27 protein-coding genes and 1 riboswitch are annotated in these 24,062 nt (G+C 52.8%); of the genes, 12 read left to right on the forward strand and 15 right to left on the reverse strand.

Translation table 11 applies throughout. The features are described from left to right. Positions 1-124: 124 nt before the first annotated feature. Positions 125-469, forward strand: a complete 345-nt coding sequence (locus PSAB_RS11505) for a PadR family transcriptional regulator (RefSeq protein WP_025334731.1) — start codon at positions 125-127, stop codon at positions 467-469. Further along, positions 466-1,203, forward strand: a complete 738-nt coding sequence (locus PSAB_RS24585) for a hypothetical protein (RefSeq protein ID WP_025334732.1) — start codon at positions 466-468, stop codon at positions 1,201-1,203. Before PSAB_RS11505 ends, PSAB_RS24585 begins: the two co-directional genes overlap by 4 nt. Positions 1,204-1,291: 88 nt before the next feature. On the opposite strand, the gene PSAB_RS11515 is transcribed toward PSAB_RS24585, so the two are convergent. Then, a complete protein-coding gene (locus PSAB_RS11515) occupies positions 1,292-1,963 on the reverse strand; it encodes a tetratricopeptide repeat protein (protein ID WP_038595790.1) in 672 nt (223 codons plus the stop codon). 223 nt (positions 1,964-2,186) lie between these two features. On the opposite strand from PSAB_RS11515, the gene murI reads away from it, so the two are divergent. Together murI and PSAB_RS25940 are read left to right on the forward strand one after the other, a co-directional pair. Further along, entirely contained in the window at positions 2,187-2,963 is a 777-nt protein-coding gene (gene murI, locus PSAB_RS11520; protein WP_025334734.1) for a glutamate racemase, read from the forward strand. Between the two features lie 234 nt (positions 2,964-3,197). Beyond that, the gene (locus PSAB_RS25940) at positions 3,198-3,359 is read left to right on the forward strand and encodes a hypothetical protein (RefSeq protein WP_165098502.1); all 162 of its coding nucleotides are present in this window, start codon (positions 3,198-3,200) and stop codon (positions 3,357-3,359) included. A gap of 84 nt (positions 3,360-3,443) precedes the next feature. Here PSAB_RS25940 and PSAB_RS11525 read toward each other — a convergent pair whose 3' ends face one another. Then, positions 3,444-3,653: a hypothetical protein gene (locus PSAB_RS11525; protein WP_025334735.1), complete on the reverse strand. Its 210-nt coding sequence runs from the start codon at positions 3,651-3,653 to the stop codon at positions 3,444-3,446. Between the two features lie 149 nt (positions 3,654-3,802). On the opposite strand from PSAB_RS11525, the gene psiE reads away from it, so the two are divergent. Further along, positions 3,803-4,210, forward strand: a complete 408-nt coding sequence (gene psiE / locus PSAB_RS11530) for a phosphate-starvation-inducible protein PsiE (protein ID WP_025334736.1) — start codon at positions 3,803-3,805, stop codon at positions 4,208-4,210. 88 nt (positions 4,211-4,298) lie between these two features. Here the strand turns inward: psiE and PSAB_RS11535 are convergent, their stop codons facing one another. From PSAB_RS11535 to PSAB_RS11590, 12 genes are all read right to left on the reverse strand, one after another. Next, positions 4,299-5,633: a DUF2252 domain-containing protein gene (locus tag PSAB_RS11535; RefSeq protein ID WP_025334737.1), complete on the reverse strand. Its 1,335-nt coding sequence runs from the start codon at positions 5,631-5,633 to the stop codon at positions 4,299-4,301. A gap of 169 nt (positions 5,634-5,802) precedes the next feature. After that, on the reverse strand, positions 5,803-6,687 hold the full coding sequence (locus PSAB_RS11540) for a copper amine oxidase N-terminal domain-containing protein (RefSeq protein WP_025334738.1): 885 nt from the start codon (positions 6,685-6,687) through the stop codon (positions 5,803-5,805). A 121-nt stretch (positions 6,688-6,808) separates the two neighbouring features. Next, on the reverse strand, positions 6,809-7,513 hold the full coding sequence (gene thiE, locus PSAB_RS11545; protein ID WP_051529758.1) for a thiamine phosphate synthase: 705 nt from the start codon (positions 7,511-7,513) through the stop codon (positions 6,809-6,811). Beyond that, positions 7,510-8,334: a bifunctional hydroxymethylpyrimidine kinase/phosphomethylpyrimidine kinase gene (thiD, locus tag PSAB_RS11550; protein WP_025334740.1), complete on the reverse strand. Its 825-nt coding sequence runs from the start codon at positions 8,332-8,334 to the stop codon at positions 7,510-7,512. The genes thiE and thiD overlap by 4 nt, the downstream gene beginning before the upstream one ends. A 30-nt stretch (positions 8,335-8,364) precedes the next feature. Further along, positions 8,365-9,156, reverse strand: coding sequence for a hydroxyethylthiazole kinase (thiM, locus tag PSAB_RS11555; RefSeq protein WP_025334741.1), 792 nt, complete (start codon positions 9,154-9,156; stop codon positions 8,365-8,367). Positions 9,157-9,186: 30 nt separating this feature from the next. Further along, a complete protein-coding gene (locus PSAB_RS11560; protein WP_025334742.1) occupies positions 9,187-10,239 on the reverse strand; it encodes an ABC transporter substrate-binding protein in 1,053 nt (350 codons plus the stop codon). Beyond that, positions 10,239-11,012, reverse strand: coding sequence for an ABC transporter permease (locus PSAB_RS11565; RefSeq protein WP_025334743.1), 774 nt, complete (start codon positions 11,010-11,012; stop codon positions 10,239-10,241). Before PSAB_RS11565 ends, PSAB_RS11560 begins: the two co-directional genes overlap by 1 nt. Then, positions 10,993-11,685, reverse strand: coding sequence for an ABC transporter ATP-binding protein (locus tag PSAB_RS11570; RefSeq protein ID WP_338045082.1), 693 nt, complete (start codon positions 11,683-11,685; stop codon positions 10,993-10,995). Before PSAB_RS11570 ends, PSAB_RS11565 begins: the two co-directional genes overlap by 20 nt. A gap of 190 nt (positions 11,686-11,875) precedes the next feature. Beyond that, positions 11,876-11,979: riboswitch (TPP riboswitch) on the reverse strand. A gap of 122 nt (positions 11,980-12,101) precedes the next feature. Beyond that, positions 12,102-12,929, reverse strand: coding sequence for a pentapeptide repeat-containing protein (locus PSAB_RS11575; protein WP_038595793.1), 828 nt, complete (start codon positions 12,927-12,929; stop codon positions 12,102-12,104). Between the two features lie 151 nt (positions 12,930-13,080). Continuing rightward, positions 13,081-13,743 (reverse strand): S-layer homology domain-containing protein, encoded by a 663-nt coding sequence (locus PSAB_RS11580; RefSeq protein WP_025334745.1) that lies wholly within the window; start codon positions 13,741-13,743, stop codon positions 13,081-13,083. Positions 13,744-13,839: 96 nt separating this feature from the next. Continuing rightward, on the reverse strand, positions 13,840-14,409 hold the full coding sequence (locus tag PSAB_RS11585) for a hypothetical protein (RefSeq protein WP_038595795.1): 570 nt from the start codon (positions 14,407-14,409) through the stop codon (positions 13,840-13,842). Positions 14,410-14,487: 78 nt separating this feature from the next. Then, positions 14,488-15,357, reverse strand: coding sequence for an AraC family transcriptional regulator (locus tag PSAB_RS11590; RefSeq protein WP_025334747.1), 870 nt, complete (start codon positions 15,355-15,357; stop codon positions 14,488-14,490). 489 nt (positions 15,358-15,846) lie between these two features. Here PSAB_RS11590 and fur point away from each other — a divergent pair, with 489 nt between their 5' ends. Continuing rightward, positions 15,847-16,320 carry a ferric iron uptake transcriptional regulator gene (gene fur, locus PSAB_RS11595; protein WP_084266652.1) on the forward strand — a complete coding sequence of 158 codons (474 nt, stop codon included), beginning with the start codon at positions 15,847-15,849 and terminating at the stop codon, positions 16,318-16,320. Between the two features lie 330 nt (positions 16,321-16,650). Beyond that, a complete protein-coding gene (locus PSAB_RS11600) occupies positions 16,651-17,034 on the forward strand; it encodes a hypothetical protein (protein WP_144240510.1) in 384 nt (127 codons plus the stop codon). Positions 17,035-17,115: 81 nt separating this feature from the next. Here PSAB_RS11600 and PSAB_RS11605 read toward each other — a convergent pair whose 3' ends face one another. Then, positions 17,116-17,955, reverse strand: coding sequence for an AraC family transcriptional regulator (locus PSAB_RS11605; RefSeq protein WP_025334750.1), 840 nt, complete (start codon positions 17,953-17,955; stop codon positions 17,116-17,118). A gap of 355 nt (positions 17,956-18,310) precedes the next feature. Here PSAB_RS11605 and PSAB_RS11610 point away from each other — a divergent pair, with 355 nt between their 5' ends. From PSAB_RS11610 to PSAB_RS11630, 5 genes are all read left to right on the forward strand, one after another. After that, entirely contained in the window at positions 18,311-19,081 is a 771-nt protein-coding gene (locus tag PSAB_RS11610) for a sugar phosphate isomerase/epimerase family protein (protein ID WP_025334751.1), read from the forward strand. Continuing rightward, on the forward strand, positions 19,074-20,207 hold the full coding sequence (locus tag PSAB_RS11615) for a Gfo/Idh/MocA family protein (protein WP_025334752.1): 1,134 nt from the start codon (positions 19,074-19,076) through the stop codon (positions 20,205-20,207). Before PSAB_RS11610 ends, PSAB_RS11615 begins: the two co-directional genes overlap by 8 nt. 49 nt (positions 20,208-20,256) lie before the next feature. Beyond that, a complete protein-coding gene (locus PSAB_RS11620) occupies positions 20,257-21,225 on the forward strand; it encodes a sugar phosphate isomerase/epimerase family protein (protein WP_025334753.1) in 969 nt (322 codons plus the stop codon). Between the two features lie 119 nt (positions 21,226-21,344). After that, entirely contained in the window at positions 21,345-22,967 is a 1,623-nt protein-coding gene (locus tag PSAB_RS11625) for a glycoside hydrolase family 13 protein (protein ID WP_025334754.1), read from the forward strand. A gap of 106 nt (positions 22,968-23,073) precedes the next feature. Beyond that, positions 23,074-24,042: a phosphotransferase family protein gene (locus PSAB_RS11630; protein WP_025334755.1), complete on the forward strand. Its 969-nt coding sequence runs from the start codon at positions 23,074-23,076 to the stop codon at positions 24,040-24,042. The last annotated feature ends 20 nt before the right edge of the window (positions 24,043-24,062 follow it).

Genomic DNA, 24,062 nt, shown 5'->3' on the forward strand with positions numbered 1-24,062 from the left:
TTTTAAATATTTTCTTCAGATCAAATACTCGTTTGCTCGCTCTCAGCCGCCTATTGACAATGGATATATTTAGGAGCAGACTATACTTAGTAATACTAAATAATAAGGTTAGCAAGGTGATGGGATGAGCGATCCGGCAAGCCAGCTTAAAAAGGGCGTTTTGGAAATTTTGGTGCTGCATTTGCTGAGACGCGGAAATTTGTACGGCTACCAGTTGATCAACGAATTGGATGAGAGAAGCGGCGGATATTTCAAGCTTAAAGAAGGGACCCTGTACCCCGTGCTGTATAGGCTGGAGGATTCCCGTCTCGTCGAGAGCTACTGGGAGCAGACTCAAGGCAAGCGCGGGGTCCGGCGCAAATATTACCGGATCACCGCTGCGGGTGAAGACTGGCTTAAGGAAATGACCGGAGAGCTTGCGCTGTTATTTCACTCCATTTATAAGATTATGGGAGATGAACGTTTATGAGCCAACGATTGAAGCTCTATGTCAACGAAGTGATGGCGGGAATTGAAGCGGACCCCGGCACGAAACGCAGAATCGCAGAGGATTTGTTGACTTCCCTGACGGAAAGAGCCGAACGGAGCAGTGTCGAACGGGTGCTGGCTGAATCCGGAGCGCCCCGGGAGATGGCCCGGGAGTATATGAACGGACTGTACGGAGCCGAAGTGGGATCGGGTTACGGCAACAATCAAGACTCTTATCAGGGTTATGGTTACGAGACCCCAGGTTATGGCGATTATTACGAATACAAATCATCGCTTACCGTTCTGGACCTGCCGCTGGTGCATATTAAATTGCGCAGACGGGGGTGGTTCTTTGGCGGTGCGCCTGCGGTTGCCAAAGGAATTATCGCCATCGGTGATGTGGCGCTCGGAGGCTTTGCTGTCGGAGGAGTCTCAGCCGGCTTTATCGCCCTCGGCGGCGTGTCCGCCGGGATTCTCGCACTGGGGGGAGCAGCGCTAGGAGCCGTTGCGGCGGGCGGAGCCGCGGCGGGAGTCCTTGCCTTTGGAGGGGCGGCGGTCGGAGCGGTGGCGCTTGGAGGTCTGGCCATTGGCAAAATCGCCATTGGCGGCAGCGCCTTCGGAAGCTATACGATCAGTGCCGCGGATTCCGGCACCTTCTCGCTGGAGCTGCTGCGCAGAATGCTGGAGGAAGCTTTCCCGCGTGTGGCCGGCTGGATGAGCCGCTTGAGACCGTGAGCCAGATGTTTCGGCCGAAACAGAAGAACCTCCGTCAACTCCCGGGAAGGAGTAGCGGAGGTTCTTGTGTAAGCTACTAGGCCTAGATCTAGCGCATTTTTGCAAAAAAGCTGCGCAGCGCCCACCCGCGTTCCTGCCGCTTCTTGTACCTTGGCAGCGAGCGGTAGACGTCGATGGATTCATTGAAAGAACGTTTTGCTTCGGTCTCTTGACCGAGCGCCTTGTACATAGAGCCGAGCAAATAATACGCCTCGCTGGAGGATGACTGAATGTCCTGGAACTCGTGTAAATAATGCAGCGCCTTGTCGCGGTCGGTGTGGCGGAACGCCTCCGCAAGCCGAAGATAGGGCTTGCCGTACTGAACTCTCCGGTTAATCTCGAGTCCGCGCTGCATTTGGCTTTCGCCTTCCTCCAGCTGTCCCAGCTTAATATTCGCATAGCCCAGTTCGACCCAGTACTCGGCAGACTGCTCATAGCGGTCCCCGATTTGCAGCAGAAGCTCCTGCGCTTCCCTGTATTTCTTGCGCTCGCTTAAGAGGCGGGCCAGCTCGAACTTGGAAGAGACATCATTCGGGTTCAGCGAGATTTGAGTGCGAAGTCTGGAGCCTTGTCTTGCTCTGCGAAAAGGTCTGGTGATGCTCGGGAACACGCCGACATAGCGGCGGTCAAGGAAATAGAGTACCGCAAGCAGGATAATCACTGCAAGAAACGGATTCCCGACCAGCCTCCACAGCAGCATAAAAACGATAAATTTAACCATGATTTCCCTCCAAAAAAAGTGTTGCCGAAATATCCGCGGGCCGCAGCAATCCACAGGTGCATTATATCATTCTTTGGTCCGGCAGAAAATGGAAGAGGCCGCTCGCGGACTTGACATATTTGCGTCTTTATTGCTTTAGCAATGGTTAGGGAGCCGCCTATTGGTAATGGGGAGACAGGAGTGATAAAATAAAAAAATCAATCGAAGGAAGAATGGTGCGGTAGTGAGGATCGGATTTTTTGACTCGGGGATAGGTGGCATAACTGTATTGCATCAAGCGCTGAGGCTCCTGCCGAATGAAGATTACATCTTCTACGCGGACAGCTTGCATGTTCCATATGGGGATAAGCCGAAAGAAGAGGTAAGGCAATATATATTCGAGGCCGCTGACTTTATTGCAAGCCAGGGCGTCAAAGCATTAGTCATTGCCTGTAATACGGCAACCAGCATTGCGGTGCAAGACCTTCGCCAAAAATATGATTTCCCTATTTTAGGTATTGAGCCGGCCGTTAAACCGGCTGTTCAACAATGTGAAGGAACCCGGAAAAAAGTTCTGGTGCTTGCGACGAGTCTAACGCTGAAAGAAGAAAAATACCATAATCTGGTGAGAAGTGTGGATCGTCACGATATCGTTGAAAGCCTGCCGCTGAACGGCCTTGTCCGGTTTGCCGAACAATTCGATTTCAGCGAAGAAAGCGTGCTTCCCTATTTAAGAGACCAGTTCTCCCATCTGGATTTACGGCAGTACGGAACCGTTGTATTGGGCTGCACTCATTTTCCGTATTTTATTCCTGTTTTTAAGAAGCTTTTTAACGATGACGCGGAGATTATTTCAGGCAGCTTCGGGACGGCGAAGAACCTGAAGCATATTCTCGAATCCAGGAATCAATTATCGGATGGGACAGGAGAGATTTCTTTCTACCATTCCGGCCGTAAAGTCGAGGATCAGGCGACTCTCACCCAATATCATAGGTTGTTCAGAATGCTGGATGAAATGTAATTACGAGCACAACAGCGGCAGTCATGGATGATTTTCTCGTCCATGACTGCCGCTGTTTTTGTTTTTGCGGCCGGCCCGCAAATTTTTTTCCATAAATTCAGAAATACTGTTTTGGACTGGAAAGAATAGGGTAATTAAAAAGTAACAAATTCGTCATCATGCAAATATTTCGTGAAAATGTAGAGGATATGAAGGGAACACTGGAAATCGATATTGAAAAGGAGGCCGACTTCCATGACCTTACCCGTACATAATCTTATGGCATTCAATCAGCAATATTTCAGAGCTCAGCCGCCCGTTGCTTTTAAACGGGAAGCCGTTCAGGAGAAAAGCCTGAGCTTTCAGGAGATTCTGAACGAAAAGATGAGCTCCGGCGGCACCGCTCTCAAAAAATAATCATCTTCTCTATGATGAGGACTGGCCGGGGATTCGCCGTAATGGCGAGTTGCCGGTTATTTGCCATGTCTGCATTTTCGCTATCTACCTGACTTCGAAGAACTCGCAGTCCCGCCGTGAATAATAGGTCAGATCGCTGACCCTGGACTGGATAATGACGTCCGTATCGGTGAACCTTACGATTGTCGCTCCGGAGTTGATCAAGTGATCATCCTGGAATACGCGCACGGGCAGCTGCCGCTGCATGGCCTCCTGAAAGTCGCCGTCGGTGATCAAAGGTCGGTTGATGGGCATGTTAAAGCTCTCCTTTTTCGAAAATTAAGCACATCCAGAAGTAAAATCAGTATACCCGCGAAATGTCCCAAGCGCCAGTTTAAGTCCAAACTTGCCTTGAAAACGAAATCACGATTATACTTGGGATTACTCAAGCGGGAGGTGATCTTTTGAAGACAAAAAATAATATCGCGTCTATTCCGTTCATTCTGCAATGGACACTCAATGCCGCGCTTATCGTGCTGGCGGTTATTCTTGTCATTCTTCTCGGCAAGGAGACCATTTATATTTTCGGCTTTATCAACGATGGCGGCCATCTGACCAAACTGGACCTGCTGGAAGCTTTGCTGATTTATTTTTTGTATTTCGAGTTCATTGCCCTGATTATCAAGTATTTCGAAGCGCATTATCATTTCCCGCTCAGGTATTTTATCTACATCGGCATTACGGCGATGATCCGGCTGATTATTATCGATCATGAAAATCCGTCGGATACGTTGATCTATTCGGGAGCCATCCTGCTGCTCGTGGTCACGCTCTTTATTGCAAACAGCAAGATGCTCAAAAGAGAGAATTAGAGAAGTAACAGTAAAGCATCAGTCATGAAAACAGAACGCCGACCGGGTGCGGTCAGCGGATCTGTTTTTTTTTCGCTTCCAGCGGCTTTCATGAAGGTTCGCCAGGTTCCGTCCATTCCGTGAACAGCCCGAAATCGGCCTCCACCTGATCGGCGTAAGCTAAGGCCCAATGGGAAATATGCCTGGCGGGGAGGTCCGGGTCCGGTCCCATCGCCCGGGCGATTTCATTCTCGCTGTGATACGGGAGAACCCCTTGGTTTACATCGGCGTCTGCTCTCGCGTGCATTTTAGCGGTGAGCTTGGCCATGATAGTGAGCGTGCGCTCCATATCCGGGATGGAATCGAAATTGTCCAGCTTCAGTCTTTTCTTGTAGGGAGAACGCTCCCGTACGTAGAAATGCCTTTCATCCATCGTGAAGAAACCAAGAAAGGGGTCCGCTTTATGATGCATGGCCTGCTGAGTCGCCGTCACCCGTTTGCCCTGATGGCCGAAATAATGCCAGAACGATTCCGAGTAAGGCATGAAGTATGCGGGGATTGGCACACGAACCTCTTTGGCTTCCAGCACCGTGCTGTCTGTATCCTTTTTTTCTCCGCCTTCGATCAGGATATAATAGCGTGCCAGCCCGATCGATGCCGTTCCCGAACCTTCTTTTACCGCGATGTCTTTGATGTCGTAATGCTCCGGCTCCGATCTCCGGGAATTTAGCGTCTCGAGATAGAACGGCCACGCCTGTTCTAATCTTTCCTGTTCGGCTCTCCCGGGCACCTGCAGCTCCGAGGTTTCAAGAAATATCCGGTCATTCTGCATGAAGGCGGTCACCTTCTCCAGAAAATGCGCCGCTTTGCGCTTTTCCAGTTTACGCAGCAGTTTTTTGACGGGCCCCTTCGCCGAATCCTCATCGATCATGAATTTGCCCGGATCATCTTTGCCATCACAAAAAGCCTGAATCTGCCGGTAATACGCCTTTACATAAGTTTCCACACCGTCCAATTGATCCTCGCGGGTGTAGCCGAGCTCCCGGCAGACCAGGATAATGCTGACAGACATCCTCAGGAGATCGTAAAGATAGGACCCCACATAGCCTTCGTCAAAATCATTGACATCATAGACCAGATTTCCGTCTTCATTACGAAAAGCGCCGAAATTCTCGAAATGCAAATCCCCCTGAATCCAGGTGGGGCGCTCGGGTGAGGAATGGTAGGGGAAATACTGGCGTGTAGCATCAAAATAGAACAAATAGGCGCTGCCCCGGAAAAAAGAGAATGGGCTCAGCCGCATTTTGGCGTATTTCTCGGTTCTTTTGCCGTCGTCAAGCTTCATAATTTCGCCGTCAAACTCGTTAAAAATGGAGATCAGCGCCTGCTTGCGCAGCTTCGTCCGTGTGCGGATCACACCTTCGGTAATGTTATGGTCGATCATCCCGGGCCTCCTCTGTTTATTTGTGCGTACTTCTATTAACCGTAATCTGTATATATTATTTTTGCAATGGTCCTTGAAACTAAGCATAGAAGAAGGACTCCCTAGCGGAGCCCTTCCAGTGTAATAAGTTCTTCGATTTTTTCTTGATGAAACGTGATTCTGTCAGCAGCTATTCCTCGTAAATGACGACGGAACGGCTTTCCGCTTCCCACTTGACCGTTGCCTTAAGCGATTCGCTTACGAAGCGGACAGGCACAACCGTGGTGCCGTTCACAACGGCAGGAGCAGTCTGCAGAGCAACTTTTTTGCCGTTTACGTAAGCGGTCTTACTGCCAATGACGAGCTTGACGGCGATTCCGCCGCGGGTGATGGTCACGGATTGCTTTTGTTTGTTCCAGGTGACCTTGGCGCCCAGCTCTTCGGCGATGGCCCTGAAAGGAACAAGCGTTGTTCCGCCCTGAAGAACAGGAGCCGATCCGGCGTCAGGCTGTTCCCCGTTAACATACAGCCGGATGCCTTTTTTTCCTAATTTATCATAGAGTTTACCCAGCTTTTTGTAGGAGTCGAGGTTCTTGACATTCGCCTTGATGGCTTCCTGGTGGACATATACCGCGTCGGTTACGCTGCCGCTTTGTTCCAGCATTTCGGCGACGGCTGTCAGCGCCGCATCCTTGTCCTTGATGGCTTCCAGCCTGGCTTTCATTTCAGGAGTCAGCTCGGTGGAGTAATTCGTGAGCAGCAGTTCGGCAAGAACGGCTCCGGCCGGCTTGTCTTCCACATTTTCTATGGCTTTTAGCAGACCTTTGTAACCGTTGTGGCCTTTATATGTACTTGTTGTTGCGGTTTCCTGATACGTAGCGTCCGTAACTGACTTCTTCTTGCTCTCTTTGCTCTCGGATCTCTCCTCGGCCTTGTCATATTGGCCTTTGTTCGAGGCGTCATTTTTCTGGCTTTGCCCGTTGCCGCTAGAGTGATCGGATTTGGCCAGCGCCGAACCGGCCATTAGGCTTGTCGCCAGCATACAGGTTAAGAGGATTATCCAGCTTTTTTTCATTTGTTATTTGCCCTCCTTGATCGAATGTATTTATTTTATCGGTTTAGGAGAGACACATTTAAGAAAGCACGGAATAATTGGTTCAAACATCCTATAAGGCAGTCCTTTTTATTAATAGAAGTTAGCCTTCTTCGACGGAGCGGCTGGCTAGTTCCGCCGCCGCTAACCGGGGGCTTGAGGCGGAGGCAATGGTGGAAATGACCGAAATGCCGTCTGCGCCAGCGGCCAGAACAGGGCTAGCGTTGCTAACGGTAATGCCGCCGATGCCGACAATAGGAATGGAGATGCCTTCTCTGCGCAGGTTCTCAATGAGAACCGTGCCCTGGACCGGCCGGGCATCGTCTTTGGACGATGTCGGGTAGACAGGGCCGATCCCGAGATAGTCGGCGCCGTCGGCGATAGCTTGCCGGACTTCCTCCGGCGTATGGGCGGACACGCCGATGATTTTATCGCTGCCAAGCTGCTCACGCAGAATCCGGGCAGGTTCGTCATCCTGGCCGACGTGCACGCCGTCCGCGTCAAGCGCGATCGCCAGGTCGATATCGTCGTTGACGATAAAAGGGACGCCGTGGGCCCGGCAGATCCCCTGAAGCTCCCGGGCGAGGTCCAGCTTGGCTGCGCCAGTCAGCGCGCCGGTGCCTTTTTCACGGAATTGAAAGATCGTGACTCCTCCAGCAATCGCCTCCTCAAGCACTTCGGCGGCCGGACGGCGGCAGTTGACGCTGCCCATAATGAAATAGACCTTGAGGAGGCTGCGTACGTATTCGCTGTCCAGTCTTTCATCGCCGCTCAATGGGGAGCCGGAGAGTGGGTTCCGTTCGCTCATTGCCGCTCACTTCCTTCAGCGCGCAGCCTGCGGCCGTACGCGAAATGGTTGGTCGGTCCGTGCCCGGACCCGATGCCAAGTCCGTCTTCGATCGCCGCCCGGATGAACGCCTTGGCGGTACGGACGGCTTCCGCCGCCGAATGTCCCTTCGCGAGTTCCGCTGTCAAAGCGGCCGAATAGGTGCAGCCCGTTCCGTGCGTATGCCGGGTGTCGATTCTCGGGCTTTCCATGTACACAAATTCCCGGCCGTCGTACAGCACATCCGTGACGATGCCGTTTTCGCTGCCATGGCCGCCCTTGATGACCACGCTCTGAGATCCCATTTGCCGGATTCTTTTGGCCGCTTCCTCGCAGTCCTGTAGATTAGCTATGCTCATGTCGGCAAGAATTTCCGCTTCCGGAATGTTCGGCGTGGTTACCAGGGCGAGAGGGAGCAGGTGGTCAATAAGGGACTGAACCGCCTCCCGCAGCAGCAGCGACGACCCGCCTTTGGCGACCATAACCGGATCAATTACGAGATTGTTCCAACCGTACTGCCGGATTTTATCCGCAACGGTCCGGATAATGTCGCTGCTGAACAGCATGCCGGTCTTGACCGCATCCGGGGTCAAATCCTCGCCGACCGAATCCAGCTGCTGAGCCACGGCCGCAGGTTCAAGCGGGTATACGCCCTGAACGCCGAGCGTATTCTGCGCCGTCACTGCGGTCAGCGCAGACATGCCGTAGACGCCCAGCTCCTGGAACGTCTTGAGGTCGGCCTGGATTCCCGCGCCACCGCCGCTGTCCGAGCCGGCGATCGTCAACGCTTTGTATATGTTCATCATTTAGTCTCCTTTGCTGAGTAGTTCTGTTTACGCCTCGCGGAGTTTCGACCGCTTGCCGTATTCTTCCGGCGTAAGCAGAGCCAGCTGGTTCAGGAATTCGATCTGGAAGCTGCCCGGACCCTGGGAAGCCGTCTTCTCCGCCGCGATTTCGGCGGCGACGCCGTAGAAGGAGAGGGCTTCGGCCGCCGCTTCCAGCGGAGCGTCCCCAGCGACCGCCAGGAAAGCGGCAACGACGGAGCTGAGCAGACATCCGGTACCGGTCACTTTGGTCAGGATGGGGTCGCCGTTGGCCGCGATATACGTCTTCTCGCCATCGGTGATAATGTCCTCTTTTCCGGTTACAATGACGATGCATCCGAGCTTCTTCGCCGCTTTCACGGCCACTACGGCATGATCGCCGTCGCCTGCTCCGGCGTCTACGCCCTTGATGGACCATTTCTCCCCGATCACGTTGGCAACTTCGGCCACATTTCCCCGCAGCGCGGTAATCTTCATCTCCGAGACAAGGCGATGGGTGACTTCGGTCCGAAAGGCTGTTGCGCCAGCTCCCACCGGATCAAGAACGACCGGCACACCATGCTTGTTGGCCGACTGTCCGGCAATCAGCATGGCCTTGATGGAGTGATCGTTAAGCGTGCCGATGTTGATCAGAACGGCGCCGGACATCGCGGCGACATCCGCCACCTCTTCATGCGAATCCGCCATAAACGGCGAAGCCCCCAGCGCGAGCAGACCGTTCGCAGTAAAGTTGGTGACGACGATGTTGGTAATGTTGTGGATGAGCGGATTGTTATCCCGAAGCTTCGTAATAAATGACATTTCAATTCCTCCTAAATGAAATAGATTTACTTATAAATTGACAAAAGCGTCCCCGGCTTCGATCCCAGCAGGCAGCAGTCCGTTATCGGAAAGCCACTGTTGCACCTTATCCCATGAGGCGGGGTCCTGATAGCCGAAAGGCTTATCGCCAGCGTCCATCAGCGGGAGCAGCACTTTCAGACTCTGCGCTTCAATGTCCTTGTCGAGCGGGGCGGTCGCGTCTTCATGCTTCAGCAGGATCGCCAGCGCATCGTCAGGATGCTCTTGAACATACGCCTGGCCTTCCTGCATCGCTGCCAAAAATTTGCCGAAATCGTCCTTACGGGTGCCGATTCCTTCGTCGCTTGCGACCAGCACCAGCTCGGAGTAGTCGGGTACGCCATATTTCGCCGGGTCGATGGAGTTGACAGGATGGCCTTCTTTTTGCAAAATAAGCTGCTCGTGGTTGATGAACGCGCCCATAATGGCGTCGGTCTGTCCGGTGGAAATGGCCGGGATCAAATCGTAGCCCACATCCACGAAATTCACTTTGTCCGGATCTCCGCCATCGGCTTTGACCATCGTCTTGACCATCGCCTCATACAGCGGGATGGAGGAATAGCCGATATTTTTGCCTGCCAAATCTTTAGGACTATGTATGGAGCTGTCTGCAGGCACCATCAGGTGGGTTAGCGGATGACGGACAATGGCGGCCAGCGCTTTGACGGGAATCTTCTCCCCCCGGGCCATCAGTACCTGCGGCTGGTAGCTCAGCGCCAGATCAACCTTGCCGGCGGCGACGAGCTTCAGGGCGTCATTCGTGTCGGCCGGCATTTGAATCTCTACATCAAGTCCCTGCTTGGCGAAATACCCTTGTTCCTGGGCGGCGTACAAAAAAGAATGCACGGCGTTCGGATACCAGTCGAGCATAAGCGTCAGCTTGTGAGCAGGTTCGGCCGGGCTGGCCGATGCAATGGGGGCTTGTGAGGGCGCGGAGGAAGCCGCCGCATCGCCGGACGGCGAAGAGCCTCCACAAGCGGTTGTCACAAACAGCATCGTTAGGGCAGACAGCAGCATAGCTTTACTTCGGGTAAAAAATTTCATCAATATGTACCTCTTTTCTTAAGAATCTGATGTTCCAGCAGCCGGACTGTGAGAAAAAGGGCGATGCCGAGCGCCGAGAGCAGGGCAATCGCGGCGAACATTTCGGCGCTGTGCAGGCTTCCGGCCATCCGGCGGCTGTAATAACCGAGACCGCGCGTCCCTCCGAGCCATTCTCCGATGGTTGCGCCGATCACGCAGTACACTACCGTCAGCTTCAGCCCCGAGAAAAAGGAGGGGAGCGCCAGCGGAACGCCGATTTTAAGCAGCAGCTGCCTGCGGCTTGCGCCCATCGTCAGCAGCAGCTCTTGATAGGCGCCGCGGCTTTTGCCCAGACCGTCGTAGACACCGACGACCACCGGAAAGAACGCCGTCAGGAAGACGACGGCAACCTTGCTCCACAGGGAATACCCGAACCACATAATAAAAATGGGGGAGAGCGCGATCAATGGAATCGTCTGGCTGATGATAATCAATGGATAGAGCGCCTTCTCCAGCGTCCGGGACAGATGCATGCCGATTCCGAGCAAAATGCCGCCTGCCACCGACATCATACAGCCGATAGCAACTTCCTCAAGAGTAGCGGGCAGATGGGTGCCGAGCAGCAGCCCTGCGTTTCGGACGAGCGCCGTCCAGATCGAAGAAGGAGCGGGCAGGATAAAGGACGGAACAAGTTCCAAGCGAACGGCGGCTTCCCATATGGCGAGAACGGGCAGCAATAGGAGAAGGAAAGCGCCTGAGCGGTGAATCAATTCATTAAACGGCGCGCGTTTCATATAGCCTCCGCTCCAGCTCGGCCCGTAAGGATACAAAGCCGGGTTCAAAGTTCATCTGCATGCTCCGGGGCCTTGGCAGCCCGACGTTCATCTCCTGAAGGGCGCCGCCGCTTCCGGCAGGCATCAGAAAGATGCGGTCGCTGAGCAGAACCGCTTCCTCCAGGTCATGCGTGATGAACATCACCGTCCGCTTAAGGTTCCCCCACAGCTCCAGCAGCCAACGGTGCATGTCCCGCTTGGTCATCGCGTCGAGCGCGCCGAACGGTTCATCAAGCAGCATCAATTCGCCACCGTTCATCAGCGTGCGGACAAAGGCGGCCCGCTGCCGCATCCCGCCGGACAGCTCATGCGGATAAGCAAGCTCATAACCGGCGAGACCGACACGCTTCAGCATGTCACGCGCCTCGGCCTTGGTGCCGCTGGAGGCTCGGCCTTTAATCTCAAGCGGCAGCACGCAGTTGTCCAGCACGGTCCGCCAGGGCAGCAGAAGATCCTGCTGAGGCATGTAGGCGATATGGCCAAGCCGGTTGGCGCCTGAGCCGGAGTCGGTGCCGCGAAGCCGGATGTCTCCCGCCGACTGCTCCAGCAGTCCGGCTATCACTTTCAGCAGCGTGCTCTTGCCGCAGCCGCTGGCGCCGACGATGCTGACGAATTCGCCTTTGCGAACTGTCAATGACAGATCCGAAAATACGGGCTTCTGCTGCGGAAACGAAAAAGAAAGGCGCTTAAGAGTTAAAAGTTCTTCGATAGCGGGTCAACCCTCCTTTAAATGAACAAAGACCCGTCCATTTCCTTTAGAGAAATGAACGGGCCTTTAGAAATCCGCCGAACATCAGCACTAGCTGTCCGGCTTCAGTCAAGTAAAAGCTCAGGTTCCACTTCCCTCCGCTGGTATGATCCAGATCAGGTTCCAAGGGTCCGAAGCTCGCGGCTCCGTCTCAGTCAGGTGACTCCCCTAGTGAAATTGCGGTCTTGTATTCGGTTATTATTGGTTCTAACTATACCATATCCCTTGAGGTCCCTCAATGAATCGTTTGGGTCCAAGCAAGCTTACAATACAAGGGTACAATACAAGGGCCGTTCCAGGCATTAGGTCATCCAATGGCTGGGAACCGTTAACGAGGGCGGCAGCTTCGTATGAATATCGCCCTTAGCCGAGTTGATTTGTGCTTGCGTAAGAAAAATACTTCCCGTGAGATCTGCGCCGCTTAAGTCAGCATCCCTGAAATCGGCGCCAATCAGGTCGGCCTGTCGCATGTCTGCATTTCGGAGGTCGGCTGCGATCAGCAGAGCGCCTCTCAAATTGGCGCCACTAAGATCGGCTCCCCGCAAATTGGCCCCGATGTAGTCGCTTCTCTTGCTCATTTTGGGTTTTGCCTTTTGGTGATTATGATGCCGCGGCGGAACTTTGGCCCGCACCCGTTCACTTGTCTGAAGCAGGAGATCATTAACGACCGCCCGATGGACGGGGACGTTTAGCTTTAAAATCGATTCCGGGTCAAGCTTTGTGAGATTTTCGGTTGATTCCAGAGCAGCCCGCAAATCGGTATGTATCGGTCCGGTCTCTTGCCTCTCCAATGCTTCATTCAAATAGCACAGCATCTCATGCAGCTGCTGCATAATCGGAAAGACCTCGAACATTTCCTGGGCCGACCCCGGATTTTTTCGCCAATCGTTACCTTTATAAGTAATTTGGGATACTTTCTGCCCCGCGCCAAAGCATTCATAGACGGTACAGCCCTTATAGCCTTTTGCTCTGAGATCTTTATGGATACCGCAGCGGTAGTCGGCCTGCAAGTTGGGGCAGGGGATGCCTCCGGCTTTATCGGCTGCAAAATCGGCAGATTTGGCGTAAGGCAAAGCTGCGCAGCATAAACCGAAGCATTGTGCGCAATCGGCTTTTAATTGATTGGACATTGCCTACACTTCCTTTATATGAAAACTACTTCAATAGTTTAATAAGGAATGCTTCAGGAGTAAACCGCTTTTCATGATTTCGTCTGCGCAGGCAAAAAAGAAACGCACGGATGCCGTCCGTACAGGAGGCAAGTGCGTTTCTCTAAACAGTTTAGCGATTGCCGTGAACTTTCAGATACTCCAAGGCGTTATACAGCATGACAGCCGCTTCAGCCCGGGTCAGCTTGCTCTCCGGATGAAACTTCCCGTCTTTGTCGAGCGCGGTGATCTTGTACGCGAGGGAGCGTTGAATGCCGCCCTGGTAAGAAGGGTCAATCTGGTCTTCGTCCGCGATTTTCGCCGGAGCCAGCTTGATCATCGGCAGATTGCCGGCTTTTTCAAGGCCTTGTACGAGCAGGGCGGTGAACTGCTGTTTGGTCATCGGCTCCTTGGGATCGATATCCGTCGGGACTTCGATACCGTTATAATGCGCGTTGATAAAAGCTTCGGCATACCAGGCATCGTTCTTGACTTTGGTGAAAATATCGCTGGCAACGGGAGCCTTAATGAAGTCTATAGCAGCGAGACTGAGCTGCAGGCCTCCCGCAATAAACTGAATACCTTGAGCTGCGCTCAAGGAGGAACCCGGCAAGAACTTCGAGCCGTCTATTCCTTTTATAAGCCCGCGGTCTTTCAGGCTCTCGATTTTCTCCTTACCCTGAACGGAACCAAGATCAGTGAATCCGCTTCCGGCGGCAAAGACTGCGCTTCCTGCTGACAGCATCATTAATGCGCTGATCGAAACGGCTGCCAGCGCTTTTTTGGTAAATGTCATATAGCTGCACCTCCAACTAGTACGGTTTACGAAACCGTCACATTCTAAACGGAGGACAGGCCGGAAAGGTTGCGGGAGACAACCGGATGCAGTCTGTCATTCCACTCCCTTGAACAAAAGATTGCGGTAAGGATAAGGGGAGTCGCTGGTTTTGAACAGCAGAGCAATTCCGGACTCTTCAATGCGTACCGATTTAAGGGCAGGACTGCGAACAAGCCCGCGTACCATGGCCGAGACCGATTGGCGGTCATTCCTGCGAATACCCCGTGCCAGAGCGTCGGCGAAGTTCCGGTTAAAGGCCAGCTCGCGGTACAGCGGCAGCACGGCGAGGGCGATCCGGCGGTGCACCTTTGTGCTGAACGTAAACTGTACAAGTCCCGGCGGGATGGTAGTGCCGTTCGTGTACACAGCTATGGGAGGCGGAAAAGTAAAGTCCACAAAATACCCAATGGCGTTCGTTCCGTATCCCTGCCGTGCGGCCAGCGGCGCAGCCTGCTTTAACAGTTTGCCCATCAGCCCAAGGTCGGCTGTGACAACTGCGTGGGTCCAGGCCTTCGCATAGCTCCGGCTCATGGCTATGGTTCGGTAGAACGGCAGCATGCCCCTCGCCACTTTGCGCAGAACATCTGCCGTAACGGCTGCGTCATTTTTTTTCGTTGACTTCATCACCCGGTCATCTCCTTAACAGAACGCTGTCTGCTATAAGGTATGGACTCAGGGCATTCATCCGTATGGGCTTTTTGCTTAAACGAGCGGAATAAATATTTGCATTCTCATACTGCCCGGAAATCTGGAGTTAACCACATCGGTTACTTCAAAATCGGGTCCATCCCTGCGAACATACTTGGACTCTGGCAGCCATACGCCGTAAATGAAATCCCGTTTGTTCTGAATGTGCTCCGCGGGACCGGAGGCATTGAACTTGGCGTATTTCCCTTCCGGCAGATCGATGCTGACATAGGGTTGATTTGGCGATTCCCCGGTTTCTCCGGATTCTTCCCCCACAATAAAAGAGAATCCCCCGTCGTCCTGAAAGCGGCAGGAAACCCCGTAAGCCATTCCTGGCGCAGTTCTGTGCGGGATATGCATAAAATGTCCGTTTCTGCCGAAATCGTCGTAAAAGCCGGGGATCTCCCGGTAATGGCGGCCGCCATCCAAATGTGTCCTATACTCGCAGCCGATTATCCGTATACGGTCCAATTGAACAATTGCCGGTTTGTCCATCTCGAATTCTCCGGTTTCTTTTTCCGGATGATGAAGAAAGCTGATCGGTGACTGTCCGATATATCCCCGATTCTCTTTGCGAAATTTCCCGGGCGTTATCCCGGTATAGCTCTCAAAGGCGCGCGTAAAAGCTTCCTGCGAATGATACTGATAGGCTACGGCAATGGAGAGAATGCTTTCATCCGAATCCAACAGATGCTTTGAAGCTTCGGTAAGCCTGCGTTTGCGGATGTACTCCTGAACGGTAAAACCTGAAATGGCGAGAAACAGACGCTGAAAATGAAATGGAGAGAAGGAGGCGGAAGAAGCGATTTCCTGAATGGCGAGGTCCTCCTGCAGATGATGCTCGATATAATCCACGGCCTTTTGAATTTGCAAATAATACTGCATGGGCTGAATTTCCTTTCCGGGGGCTATATAAAATGAACTTGAGATTTTCCCATTTGGGTATGGTCTATAACTACGAGGAATGTTTGGACTTACGGCCGCTGTTGTCTCCAGATTTCTTGATTGTACCGTTCTTCACGGATGAAATCCGGAGACAGCCTATGCTTTCGAAGCGAGCTTTCCTCCGGAAAGCTTTCGGGCGATCGCTATCGCTCCTACAGTTCCAAACTTCCCCTTCGTTACTCTCACCCTGATGTCATTTTTTTAAGTTCATTTTATATATAGTGTAATTTCAGGATCAATTATAACCGGAGGGCTTACGGGATGATTGATTTAAAATGCGCAGCTGATGGGGGAGAGTAACGGCGGCTTGCCTCTTTCCTTTTTGCGATGCATTTGGTATGCTCTTATTATAATAATTCTAATCTAGACAATCTTACGATTAAACTTCCGGCAGCATAAATGATAAAGACCGGGGAGGGAGGAATGATCATGAATCCTATGGATACAATTGCCCAGCAATTTACCGCCCACAACTACAAGTTGACCTCGCAGCGCGAAGCCATTGTTAAGGTTCTGCTTGATAACGAGAAGGACCATTTGAGCGTAGAAGAGGTGTATATGCTCGTCAAGGGAAGCTTTCCTCAGCTCGGCCTGGCCACAGTGTACCGAACGCTGGAGCTGCTGTGCGAGCTTCATATCGTTGAGAAAATGAACTTCGGCGACGGCGTATCCCGTTACGATCTGCGCAGCGAAGGACATGATCATATGCACCATCATCTGATCTGCCAATCCTGCGGCAAAGTGGCCGAAATCAAGGATGATTGGCTGGAAGAGCTGGAGAAGAGACTCGAGAAGGAATACGGATTTGCCGTAACCGACCATCGTCTCGATTTCAAAGGGAATTACCGGATCTGCAAGGGCAGCGGCTGCAAGCGAGAGAAGGACGGCCAGCCGATATCGTAAGCGGGCCATAGCGAAAGAAGTTATCTTACAAATTGATAATTGGAAAAAAAGGGAGTGTCCTGCCGAAAGCGGCGGGGCGCTCCCTTTTTGGGTTTGAGCTTAGCATTAACCGTCGGCTCAATCTATCGTTCTATCTCCCGATGAAGCCGAATAGAGTAGATTATCCGCATGCGTGGCAGTCTGAAATACGGGAAATGTGTCGAAGCGAAATTACAGCCTTAAGGCGGATTGCTACGTTTGAAAGAAAGCCTTTCCGGTTATAAAAAGGATACACTCGCCTGCTTTCACTTTCTGCTAAAGTGCTATGACATTCTTAAGAAGCGAGGTGCAATGAGCATGATGTTAACCGGATTCCGGGCCTGCGCGCTGCTGATGGCTGCAGTTCTGCTGTTTGTCATTGGTGGACAAGCCGTATCGGCACATTCTCTGGCGTTCACAGTACCGGGATATCATAAATCGGCTGCAAAAGGTTTGACTGAGGCTGTGCAAAAAGAAGCAGTCGGCATTTACGAAGGACAGGCCGATCCTCATACCGTTGAAATAACAGTGTATGGCGAACCGGTCGATCTTCAGTTCAGCGAAGCGCTGGGAGCCCATGTGGAGAAGCTGGAAGAGGGGACGAAGGTCGCCTTTGTCTATACCGAGCAGCAAGTCAAAGGGGATAGCATCGTCAGATTCCGCAGACTGCTGTCCATTAAAGAAGCGGAAGAATGATCGATTTGCCTTGCAATGCAAGATGTCGTCCTTAAGAGGAGGGCATCTTTTTTGTGCTCCAGCAGCAGGAAAGTTCAGGACTCAAGGTCTAATAAGCGCCGGCGCATCCTTTTCCCTGCTGAGGGTACGGAACTGCTTCGGTGACATGCCGTAGCGTTTGCGGAACTGCCGGTGAAAGTAGGTGTAATTCATGAAGCCGCAGGTTTCCGCGATGTGCTCCAGCGGCATCGGACTGTAGACGATCCGTTCGCGCGCCATTTCCAGACGGACTTCATTTACATATTTCACAATCGTCGTCCCGAACTCCTCCTTAAATAGATGGACGGCCCGCGAGACGGAAATGTCGACATGAGCGGCCACGTCTTCAAGACGGAAGAGAAGGGCCGCGTTTTCTTCCACGAACTGCTTCATCCGGTATGCCAGATAACCCCTTGGGGATACGGAAGGGCGGTCGAGTGTAATCCGGTCGATTTCCATGCAGAGAATCTGCAGGTAACAGCTTGAGATTTCCGGGGAAAAATCGGACAGGCGGCGCTGCTCCAGCACAAGCTGGCGAAAAAGGCCGACAAAGGCGTCGTTTAGCGGAATATGCATGAGCGACGCCCGATGACGGCTATTCCACCACCGGTCGAGCCACTCTCCCCGGCAAAAAATATGATAATCTCCGCTTTCGACACGCGGTTCGCCGAGCGGATAATGTTCCTTGTCGATAATCAGGTTGTAGGGGACGCCCGGAGCAATAAGCATCAGTCCGCCGCTTTCGACACGCGTAATCGCGCCGTCGATTAAAGCGCTGCAGCACCCTTCGGTCTGGAGACGAATCAGATAATGGGGAAAGCCTTCCGCTTCCGACATCTGGAACGGTTTGCGGTGGAAGGAGAATCCGGCGGTTAATATCGTGCAAGGTGCGTCACTTGTCATATGTCCTCCTGCCTCTTTTTTAAATGATAATCAGATTGTTCATGTTTTAATCATATTATTCATTTTATTATATACGCTTTCAGATTACGATGATACTAGTTCCAGGGCATCGAAAAATAATACCCAGAATGAGAAATCCATCAAGAAAACATGGATTGCGGTTCGCCCAGGCAACAAGCATCAGAAGCAGATGAAGGTGAATCAGCGGTAAGAAAGAGCCCTTTTGTTCAGGTAAAAGGCTTTCAGATTTTCCCGTAAGGGCTTCGGCTAGGGATTTGCCGAGTCAGTTAGTGGGATCGTTTGCACTTGGGTACTGAACCATACGGCTACAAAACCATGTCCAGGGAGTGATTGCATGTTGAAGATCGGGCTGCAGCTCTACACGCTCAGAGAAGAACTGGAACAGGATTTCGAAGGCACGCTGCGAAAAGTGGCGGCGCTCGGTTACAGCGGTGTCGAATTCTTCCATTATTTTGGCAGAAGTGAAGGCGAGGTCAAGGCGCTGCTTGAGGAGACGGGACTCATAGCCATAGGAGCGCATCGCCCATATGATGTCCTGCTGGAGAATGCCGATGCCGAAATGGACTACATACGCAAGATCGGCAGCAACTATTTGATCGTGCCTTATCTCAGTGAGGAGCAGCGTTCCGATTGGAGCAGGATTGCCGCCAATTTGCGGATTCTTGGAGAGAAGGCCAAGCAGCAAGGAGTGGTCCTGTTGTACCACAACCATGATTTCGAGCTGCGGGAGAGCAGCGGAGGCCAGACCGCCTTCGATTATCTCTACAGTGAAGTTCTGCCGGAGCTGCTTCAGGTTGAAATGGATACCTGTTGGGTTCAATACGGCGGTTACGACCCCGTGGAATATATCGGCAAGTATGCCGGACGGCTCCCCCTCATCCATCTTAAAGATATGAAGCGGCGGGAAGACGGTTCGGCGGAAACGGTCGTGCTCGGCGAGGGCGAAGTTGATCTTACCTCCATTCTGAAGGCGGCGGAACAGGCCGGAACCGAATGGGCGATTGTTGAACAGGATTACTGCAGCCGGCCGGCGCTGGAAAGCGTGGCGGCAAGCTTGGAATGGCTGAAACCAAATTATAAACAAGGAGGCAACATTTATGTCTAAGACACTTAAAATCGCAATTATTGGCTGCGGAGGTATCGCAAACGGCAAGCATTTGCCAAGCCTGTCCCGCCAAAAAAACGCTGAACTGGTAGCCTTCTGCGATATTATTGAAGAACGCGCGAAGGAAGCGGCGGAGAAGTACGGCACGCAAGATGCCAAGGTCTATACAGATTTCCGCAAGCTGCTGGAAGACGGCGGCATCGATGTTGTGCATGTATGTACGCCGAACGACAGCCACTCGGAAATTACGGTTGCCGCTCTGGAAGCTGACTGCCACGTTATGTGCGAAAAGCCGATGGCCAAGACGACAGCGCAGGCGCAGGCCATGCTGGAAGCAGCACGCCGTACCGGCAAGAAGCTGTCCATCGCCTACCAGAACCGTTTCCGCAATGACAGCCAATATTTGAAGGAAATGTGCGAGAACGGCGAACTTGGCGACATTTATTATGCCAAAGCGATTGCGCTGCGCCGGCGCGCGGTGCCGACGTGGGGCGTCTTCCTGGATGAAGAGAAGCAGGGCGGCGGACCGCTGATCGATATCGGCACCCACGCGCTTGATCTGACGCTGTGGATGATGGACAATTACAAGCCGCACAGCGTAACCGGCTCGGTCTTCCACAAGCTCGGACAACGCAAGAACGCCGCCAATGCGTTCGGCCCGTGGGACCCCGAGCAGTTCAAGGTTGAGGATTCCGCGTTTGGCTTCATTACGATGGAGAACGGCGCGACGATTGCGCTCGAATCGAGCTGGGCGCTGAACGTCGCCGAGTATGGCGAAGCGAAGACGCTGCTGTGCGGAACGGAAGCCGGCGCCGACATGACGAGCGGACTCCGTATCAACGGTGAGAAGTCCGGCCGCCTGTACGAGACGAATATTGAGCTTACTCCGGGCGGAGTCGCATTCTATTCGGGCGATGAGGAGAGCGAGGCGGACCGCGAAGCGCGCCTGTGGCTCGAAGCCGTAACCCTGGACAAAGAGCCGCTTGTGAAGCCGGAGCAGGCGCTGGTGGTCACACAAATTCTGGAGGCGATTTACGAATCTGCCCGCACCGGGAAGACGGTTTATTTTGACGGAACCGAGGATAGCGCAGCCCAGGATTCGGCTCAAGCGGTACTGAATAAATAAATCAATTAACTTTAATACGGAAGATATACAGAGAGGAGCAACACATTCCATGAAACTTGGCGTATTTTTGGTGCTGTTCGGCGGCCGGAAGCTGGAAGAAGCGCTCGATTATGTGGCGGAGAAAGGGGTTAAAGCGGTCGAGATCGGCACAGGAGGTAATCCGGGAAAAAGACACTGCGATCCGCAGCTGCTGCTCGAGGATGAACGTGCACTTAAAGAGTTCAAGCATGCGGTGGAATCGAGAGGACTGGTCATCAGTGCGCTCAGCTGTCACGGCAACCCGCTGCATCCGCAACAAGAGCTGGCGCAAAAGGATCACGAGGATTTCCTGAATTCCGTTAAACTCGCGGAGAAGCTGGGTGTTCCGGTTGTCAATACATTCTCCGGCTGCCCGGGCGACCATGAGGGTGCGAAGTATCCGAACTGGCCGGTCGCGCCGTGGCCGAATGATTTTCAGGATGTACTGAAATGGCAATGGGAGAATAAAATCATCCCTTACTGGACGGAGACCGGTGCCTTTGCGGCTGAACACGGCGTTAAAATCGGTCTTGAGCTGCACGGCGGGTTCTCGGTGCATACCCCGGCTACGCTGCTCCGCCTAAGAGCGGCTGCCGGCGAAGTGATCGGTGCCAATCTGGACCCGAGCCATATGTGGTGGCAGGGCATTGACCCTGTGCAGGCCATCCATATTCTGGGCCGGGAGGGAGCGATCCACCACTTTCACGCCAAGGATACGGTCATCGATCCGATCAATGTGAACAAGTACGGGCTGACCGATATGCAGACCTATGACAACATGCTGGACCGCGCATGGCAGTTCCGCACCGTCGGCTTCGGCCATGATCTGAAGACCTGGGCCGACATCATCAGCGCGCTTCGTCTGGTCGGCTATGACTACGTGGTCAGCATCGAGCACGAGGATGGTCTGATGTCGATCAATGAAGGCTTCTCCAAAGCGGTCGATAATCTGAATCAGGTGCTGATTCAGGAGCAGCTTGGCGAAATGTGGTGGCTGTAAGGACGTTGTCCTGAACGCGCCACTTCGTAAGCGAAGCGTTTGATCACACCGGTGCCGGATGGAATCGGCGCCGGTGTGTTTTTATATCACGAGATTTATGACAAGGAAGGCGGATACCTGTGCAAAATGAGAAATGGTGGAAAGAGACGGTAGTGTATCAAATTTATCCCCGCAGCTTTCAGGATACGAACGGAGACGGGATCGGGGACCTGAAAGGAATAATCTCCAGATTGGATTATTTGGCGGAGCTTGGGATCGGAGCGATCTGGCTGTCCCCGGTATGCAAATCGCCGCAGGATGACAATGGATATGACATTTCCGACTACCAGGACATCGATCCGATGTTCGGTTCGCTTGACGATATGGAGACGCTGATTAACGAGGCGAAGAAGCGCAACATCCGCATCGTCATGGATTTGGTGCTGAACCATTCGTCCGATGAGCATCCTTGGTTTCTGGAAGCGAAGAAAAGCAAGGACAATCCGTATCATGACTATTACGTCTGGAGAGACGGCGTTGAAGGAACACCGCCCAATGATCTGCGAGGCTGCTTCGGCGGGTCCGCATGGGAGTGGGTGCCGGAACTTGGGCAGTATTATTTCCATCAGTTTGCCGTGAAGCAGCCGGATCTCAACTGGGATAATCCGAAGGTCCGGCAGGAGATTTATGACATGATTAACTGGTGGATGGATAAGGGAGTAGGCGGCTTCCGTCTGGATGTTATCGATCTGATTGCCAAAGAGCCCGACCGGAAAATCACCGGCAACGGTCCAAACCTCCACAAATACATTCAAGAGCTCAGCAGAGAAACCTTTCAAAAAGGTGATTTACTGACGGTAGGAGAAACCTGGGGCGCCACTCCGGAGATCGCCAAGCTGTACAGCAATCCGGACGGCAGCGAGTTCTCAATGGTGTTCCAGTTCGAGCATATCGGTCTGGACGAGCAGGAAGGCAAAGGGAAGTGGGATCTCTCCCCGCTCGATTTCCTGAAATTGAAGCAGGTGCTGACCAAATGGCAGACCGAGCTGAAAGGCGAAGCCTGGAACAGTCTGTTCTGGAACAACCATGATCTGCCGCGCATTGTCTCCCGCTGGGGAAATGACGGGGAGTACCGTGTGGAGTCGGCCAAAATGCTCGCCACTCTTCTTCATGGGATGCAGGGCACTCCTTACATTTATCAGGGCGAAGAGCTGGGCATGACAAACGTGCAGTATCCGATCGAAGACTACCGGGACATTGAGCTGCTGAACCTGTACAAAGAGCGGCTTGAGGGCGGGTATGTCCATGAAGATATTATGGCATCCATCTATGCCAAAGGCCGTGACAACGCGCGGACGCCGATGCAATGGGATGCGGGCGAAAATGCCGGATTTACAACAGGCGAGCCCTGGATTCGGGTGAATCCGAATTATACCGGGATCAATGCGGCGGATCAATTGGAGAATCCGGACTCTATATTTCACTATTACCGGAAGCTGATCGGGCTTCGCAAGGAATATAACGTAATCGTTTACGGAGATTTCAAGCTGCTATTTTCCGATGACAAAGATCTGTTCGCTTATACCCGCACGCTGGACGATACCACGGTTCTCGTGCTGTGCAACTTCTACGGAAACACCGTTTTCTACGACTTGCCCGAAGAACTTAAGGGAGACAAAGAGCTGCTGATCTCCAACTATAGCGATGAACCTGTTAATGGATCGCTGCGTCCCTTTGAAGCAAGAATGTATCTGCTGAAATAGGCTTAAGCGGAAATGCCTCCCTGAATCGTATTTGGTTCAGTGGAGGTATTTTTTTGGATGCGGCGAATTCTATAAATTGTAAATTAAAAGGGAATGGCGGTGGAGTATGGAAGTCGGCACGAAATCGAAATTGACGGAAGAAGAGCAAGGAAGGCTTGCCCAAGCAGCCTTTGGCGTTGGCACAGTAATCTTGAGTACGAGGGAGCTGACTGGCGGATTTTTCAATACTGCATATGAGCTTGCTCTTGCTGACGGGAGAGAGGCGATCCTGAAGATCGCTCCATCGGACATGGTTGAAATGCTCAGCTATGAGCGGAACATTATGCGCGCCGAAGTGGAAGCGCTTCGATTAGTAAAGGCGTCCGGTATCGCGCCGGTTCCCGAAGTGTACGCTTATGATGACAGCCGGTCCGTCCTTCCGCATGAATATTTCTTCATGGAGAAAGTCAAAGGCAGGCCATACAACGAAGTCCGGGAAGAGATGACAGCGGGCGAGAGAGCGGAAATTGAACGGGAGCTTGGCCGTTATAATCGGCGGATCAACGAAGTGCGAGGCGAACAGTTCGGTTTGTTCAACCATGCGCCCGAGATAACGAAGGGAAAATGGCGGGAAACCTTCGCCGGATTGATCGGCGATGTGCTGGACGATGCGGTGCGGCTGGGCGCTTCGCTGCCGATTGACCGGACAGAGTTGGAGCAGGGGATTGATACCTTGCTGCCCGCGCTTGATGAAGTGATAGAGCCGAGGCTGGTGCATTGGGATTTGTGGGACGGCAATATTTTTGTTGCCGATGGTCAAATTACGTCGCTGATCGATTGGGAGCGGGCGCTGTGGGGTGATCCGTTGATGGAGCATTATTTTCGTTCATTTATAGATTCGCAAGGCTTCCGCGAGGGGTATGACACAAGTATATTCGGCACTCCCGGCGTACAAGCGCGCAAAGAGCTGTATGATCTCTATTTCAATTTGATTGCCGTTATCGAGTATTACTCACGCAAATACGATAACAGCGGTTATCTGGATTGGGCGACTGGCCAATTGCTCGAAGGCTGGGAAAGGATTGGGAAAAAATAAAGTTGTAGACTGAACAGCGG

The organism is Paenibacillus sabinae T27, assembly GCF_000612505.1.
Classification (GTDB): Bacteria; Bacillota; Bacilli; order Paenibacillales; family Paenibacillaceae; genus Paenibacillus_AQ; species Paenibacillus_AQ sabinae.

Bases quoted from the DNA above. Each gene is read 5' to 3' on its own strand.
- PSAB_RS11630 (WP_025334755.1), top strand. From the start codon at position 23,074: ATGGAAGTCGGCACGAAATCGAAATTGACGGAAGAAGAGCAAGGAAGG.
- thiD (WP_025334740.1), bottom strand. From the start codon at position 8,334: ATGAACATATACAAAGCGTTGACGATCGCCGGCTCGGACAGCGGCGGT.
- PSAB_RS11610 (WP_025334751.1), top strand. From the start codon at position 18,311: ATGTTGAAGATCGGGCTGCAGCTCTACACGCTCAGAGAAGAACTGGAA.
- PSAB_RS11580 (WP_025334745.1), bottom strand. From the start codon at position 13,743: ATGACATTTACCAAAAAAGCGCTGGCAGCCGTTTCGATCAGCGCATTA.
- PSAB_RS11620 (WP_025334753.1), top strand. From the start codon at position 20,257: ATGAAACTTGGCGTATTTTTGGTGCTGTTCGGCGGCCGGAAGCTGGAA.
- PSAB_RS11615 (WP_025334752.1), top strand. From the start codon at position 19,074: ATGTCTAAGACACTTAAAATCGCAATTATTGGCTGCGGAGGTATCGCA.
- thiM (WP_025334741.1), bottom strand. From the start codon at position 9,156: ATGTCATTTATTACGAAGCTTCGGGATAACAATCCGCTCATCCACAAC.
- PSAB_RS11525 (WP_025334735.1), bottom strand. From the start codon at position 3,653: ATGCCCATCAACCGACCTTTGATCACCGACGGCGACTTTCAGGAGGCC.
- PSAB_RS11605 (WP_025334750.1), bottom strand. From the start codon at position 17,955: ATGACAAGTGACGCACCTTGCACGATATTAACCGCCGGATTCTCCTTC.
- PSAB_RS11585 (WP_038595795.1), bottom strand. From the start codon at position 14,409: ATGAAGTCAACGAAAAAAAATGACGCAGCCGTTACGGCAGATGTTCTG.
- PSAB_RS11535 (WP_025334737.1), bottom strand. From the start codon at position 5,633: ATGATCGACCATAACATTACCGAAGGTGTGATCCGCACACGGACGAAG.
- PSAB_RS11575 (WP_038595793.1), bottom strand. From the start codon at position 12,929: ATGTCCAATCAATTAAAAGCCGATTGCGCACAATGCTTCGGTTTATGC.
- PSAB_RS11600 (WP_144240510.1), top strand. From the start codon at position 16,651: ATGAGCATGATGTTAACCGGATTCCGGGCCTGCGCGCTGCTGATGGCT.
- thiE (WP_051529758.1), bottom strand. From the start codon at position 7,513: ATGAGCGAACGGAACCCACTCTCCGGCTCCCCATTGAGCGGCGATGAA.
- PSAB_RS11505 (WP_025334731.1), top strand. From the start codon at position 125: ATGAGCGATCCGGCAAGCCAGCTTAAAAAGGGCGTTTTGGAAATTTTG.
- fur (WP_084266652.1), top strand. From the start codon at position 15,847: ATGAATCCTATGGATACAATTGCCCAGCAATTTACCGCCCACAACTAC.
- PSAB_RS11590 (WP_025334747.1), bottom strand. From the start codon at position 15,357: ATGCAGTATTATTTGCAAATTCAAAAGGCCGTGGATTATATCGAGCAT.
- PSAB_RS11565 (WP_025334743.1), bottom strand. From the start codon at position 11,012: ATGAAACGCGCGCCGTTTAATGAATTGATTCACCGCTCAGGCGCTTTC.
- PSAB_RS24585 (WP_025334732.1), top strand. From the start codon at position 466: ATGAGCCAACGATTGAAGCTCTATGTCAACGAAGTGATGGCGGGAATT.
- PSAB_RS11540 (WP_025334738.1), bottom strand. From the start codon at position 6,687: ATGAAAAAAAGCTGGATAATCCTCTTAACCTGTATGCTGGCGACAAGC.
- PSAB_RS11560 (WP_025334742.1), bottom strand. From the start codon at position 10,239: ATGAAATTTTTTACCCGAAGTAAAGCTATGCTGCTGTCTGCCCTAACG.
- PSAB_RS11515 (WP_038595790.1), bottom strand. From the start codon at position 1,963: ATGGTTAAATTTATCGTTTTTATGCTGCTGTGGAGGCTGGTCGGGAAT.
- PSAB_RS25940 (WP_165098502.1), top strand. From the start codon at position 3,198: ATGACCTTACCCGTACATAATCTTATGGCATTCAATCAGCAATATTTC.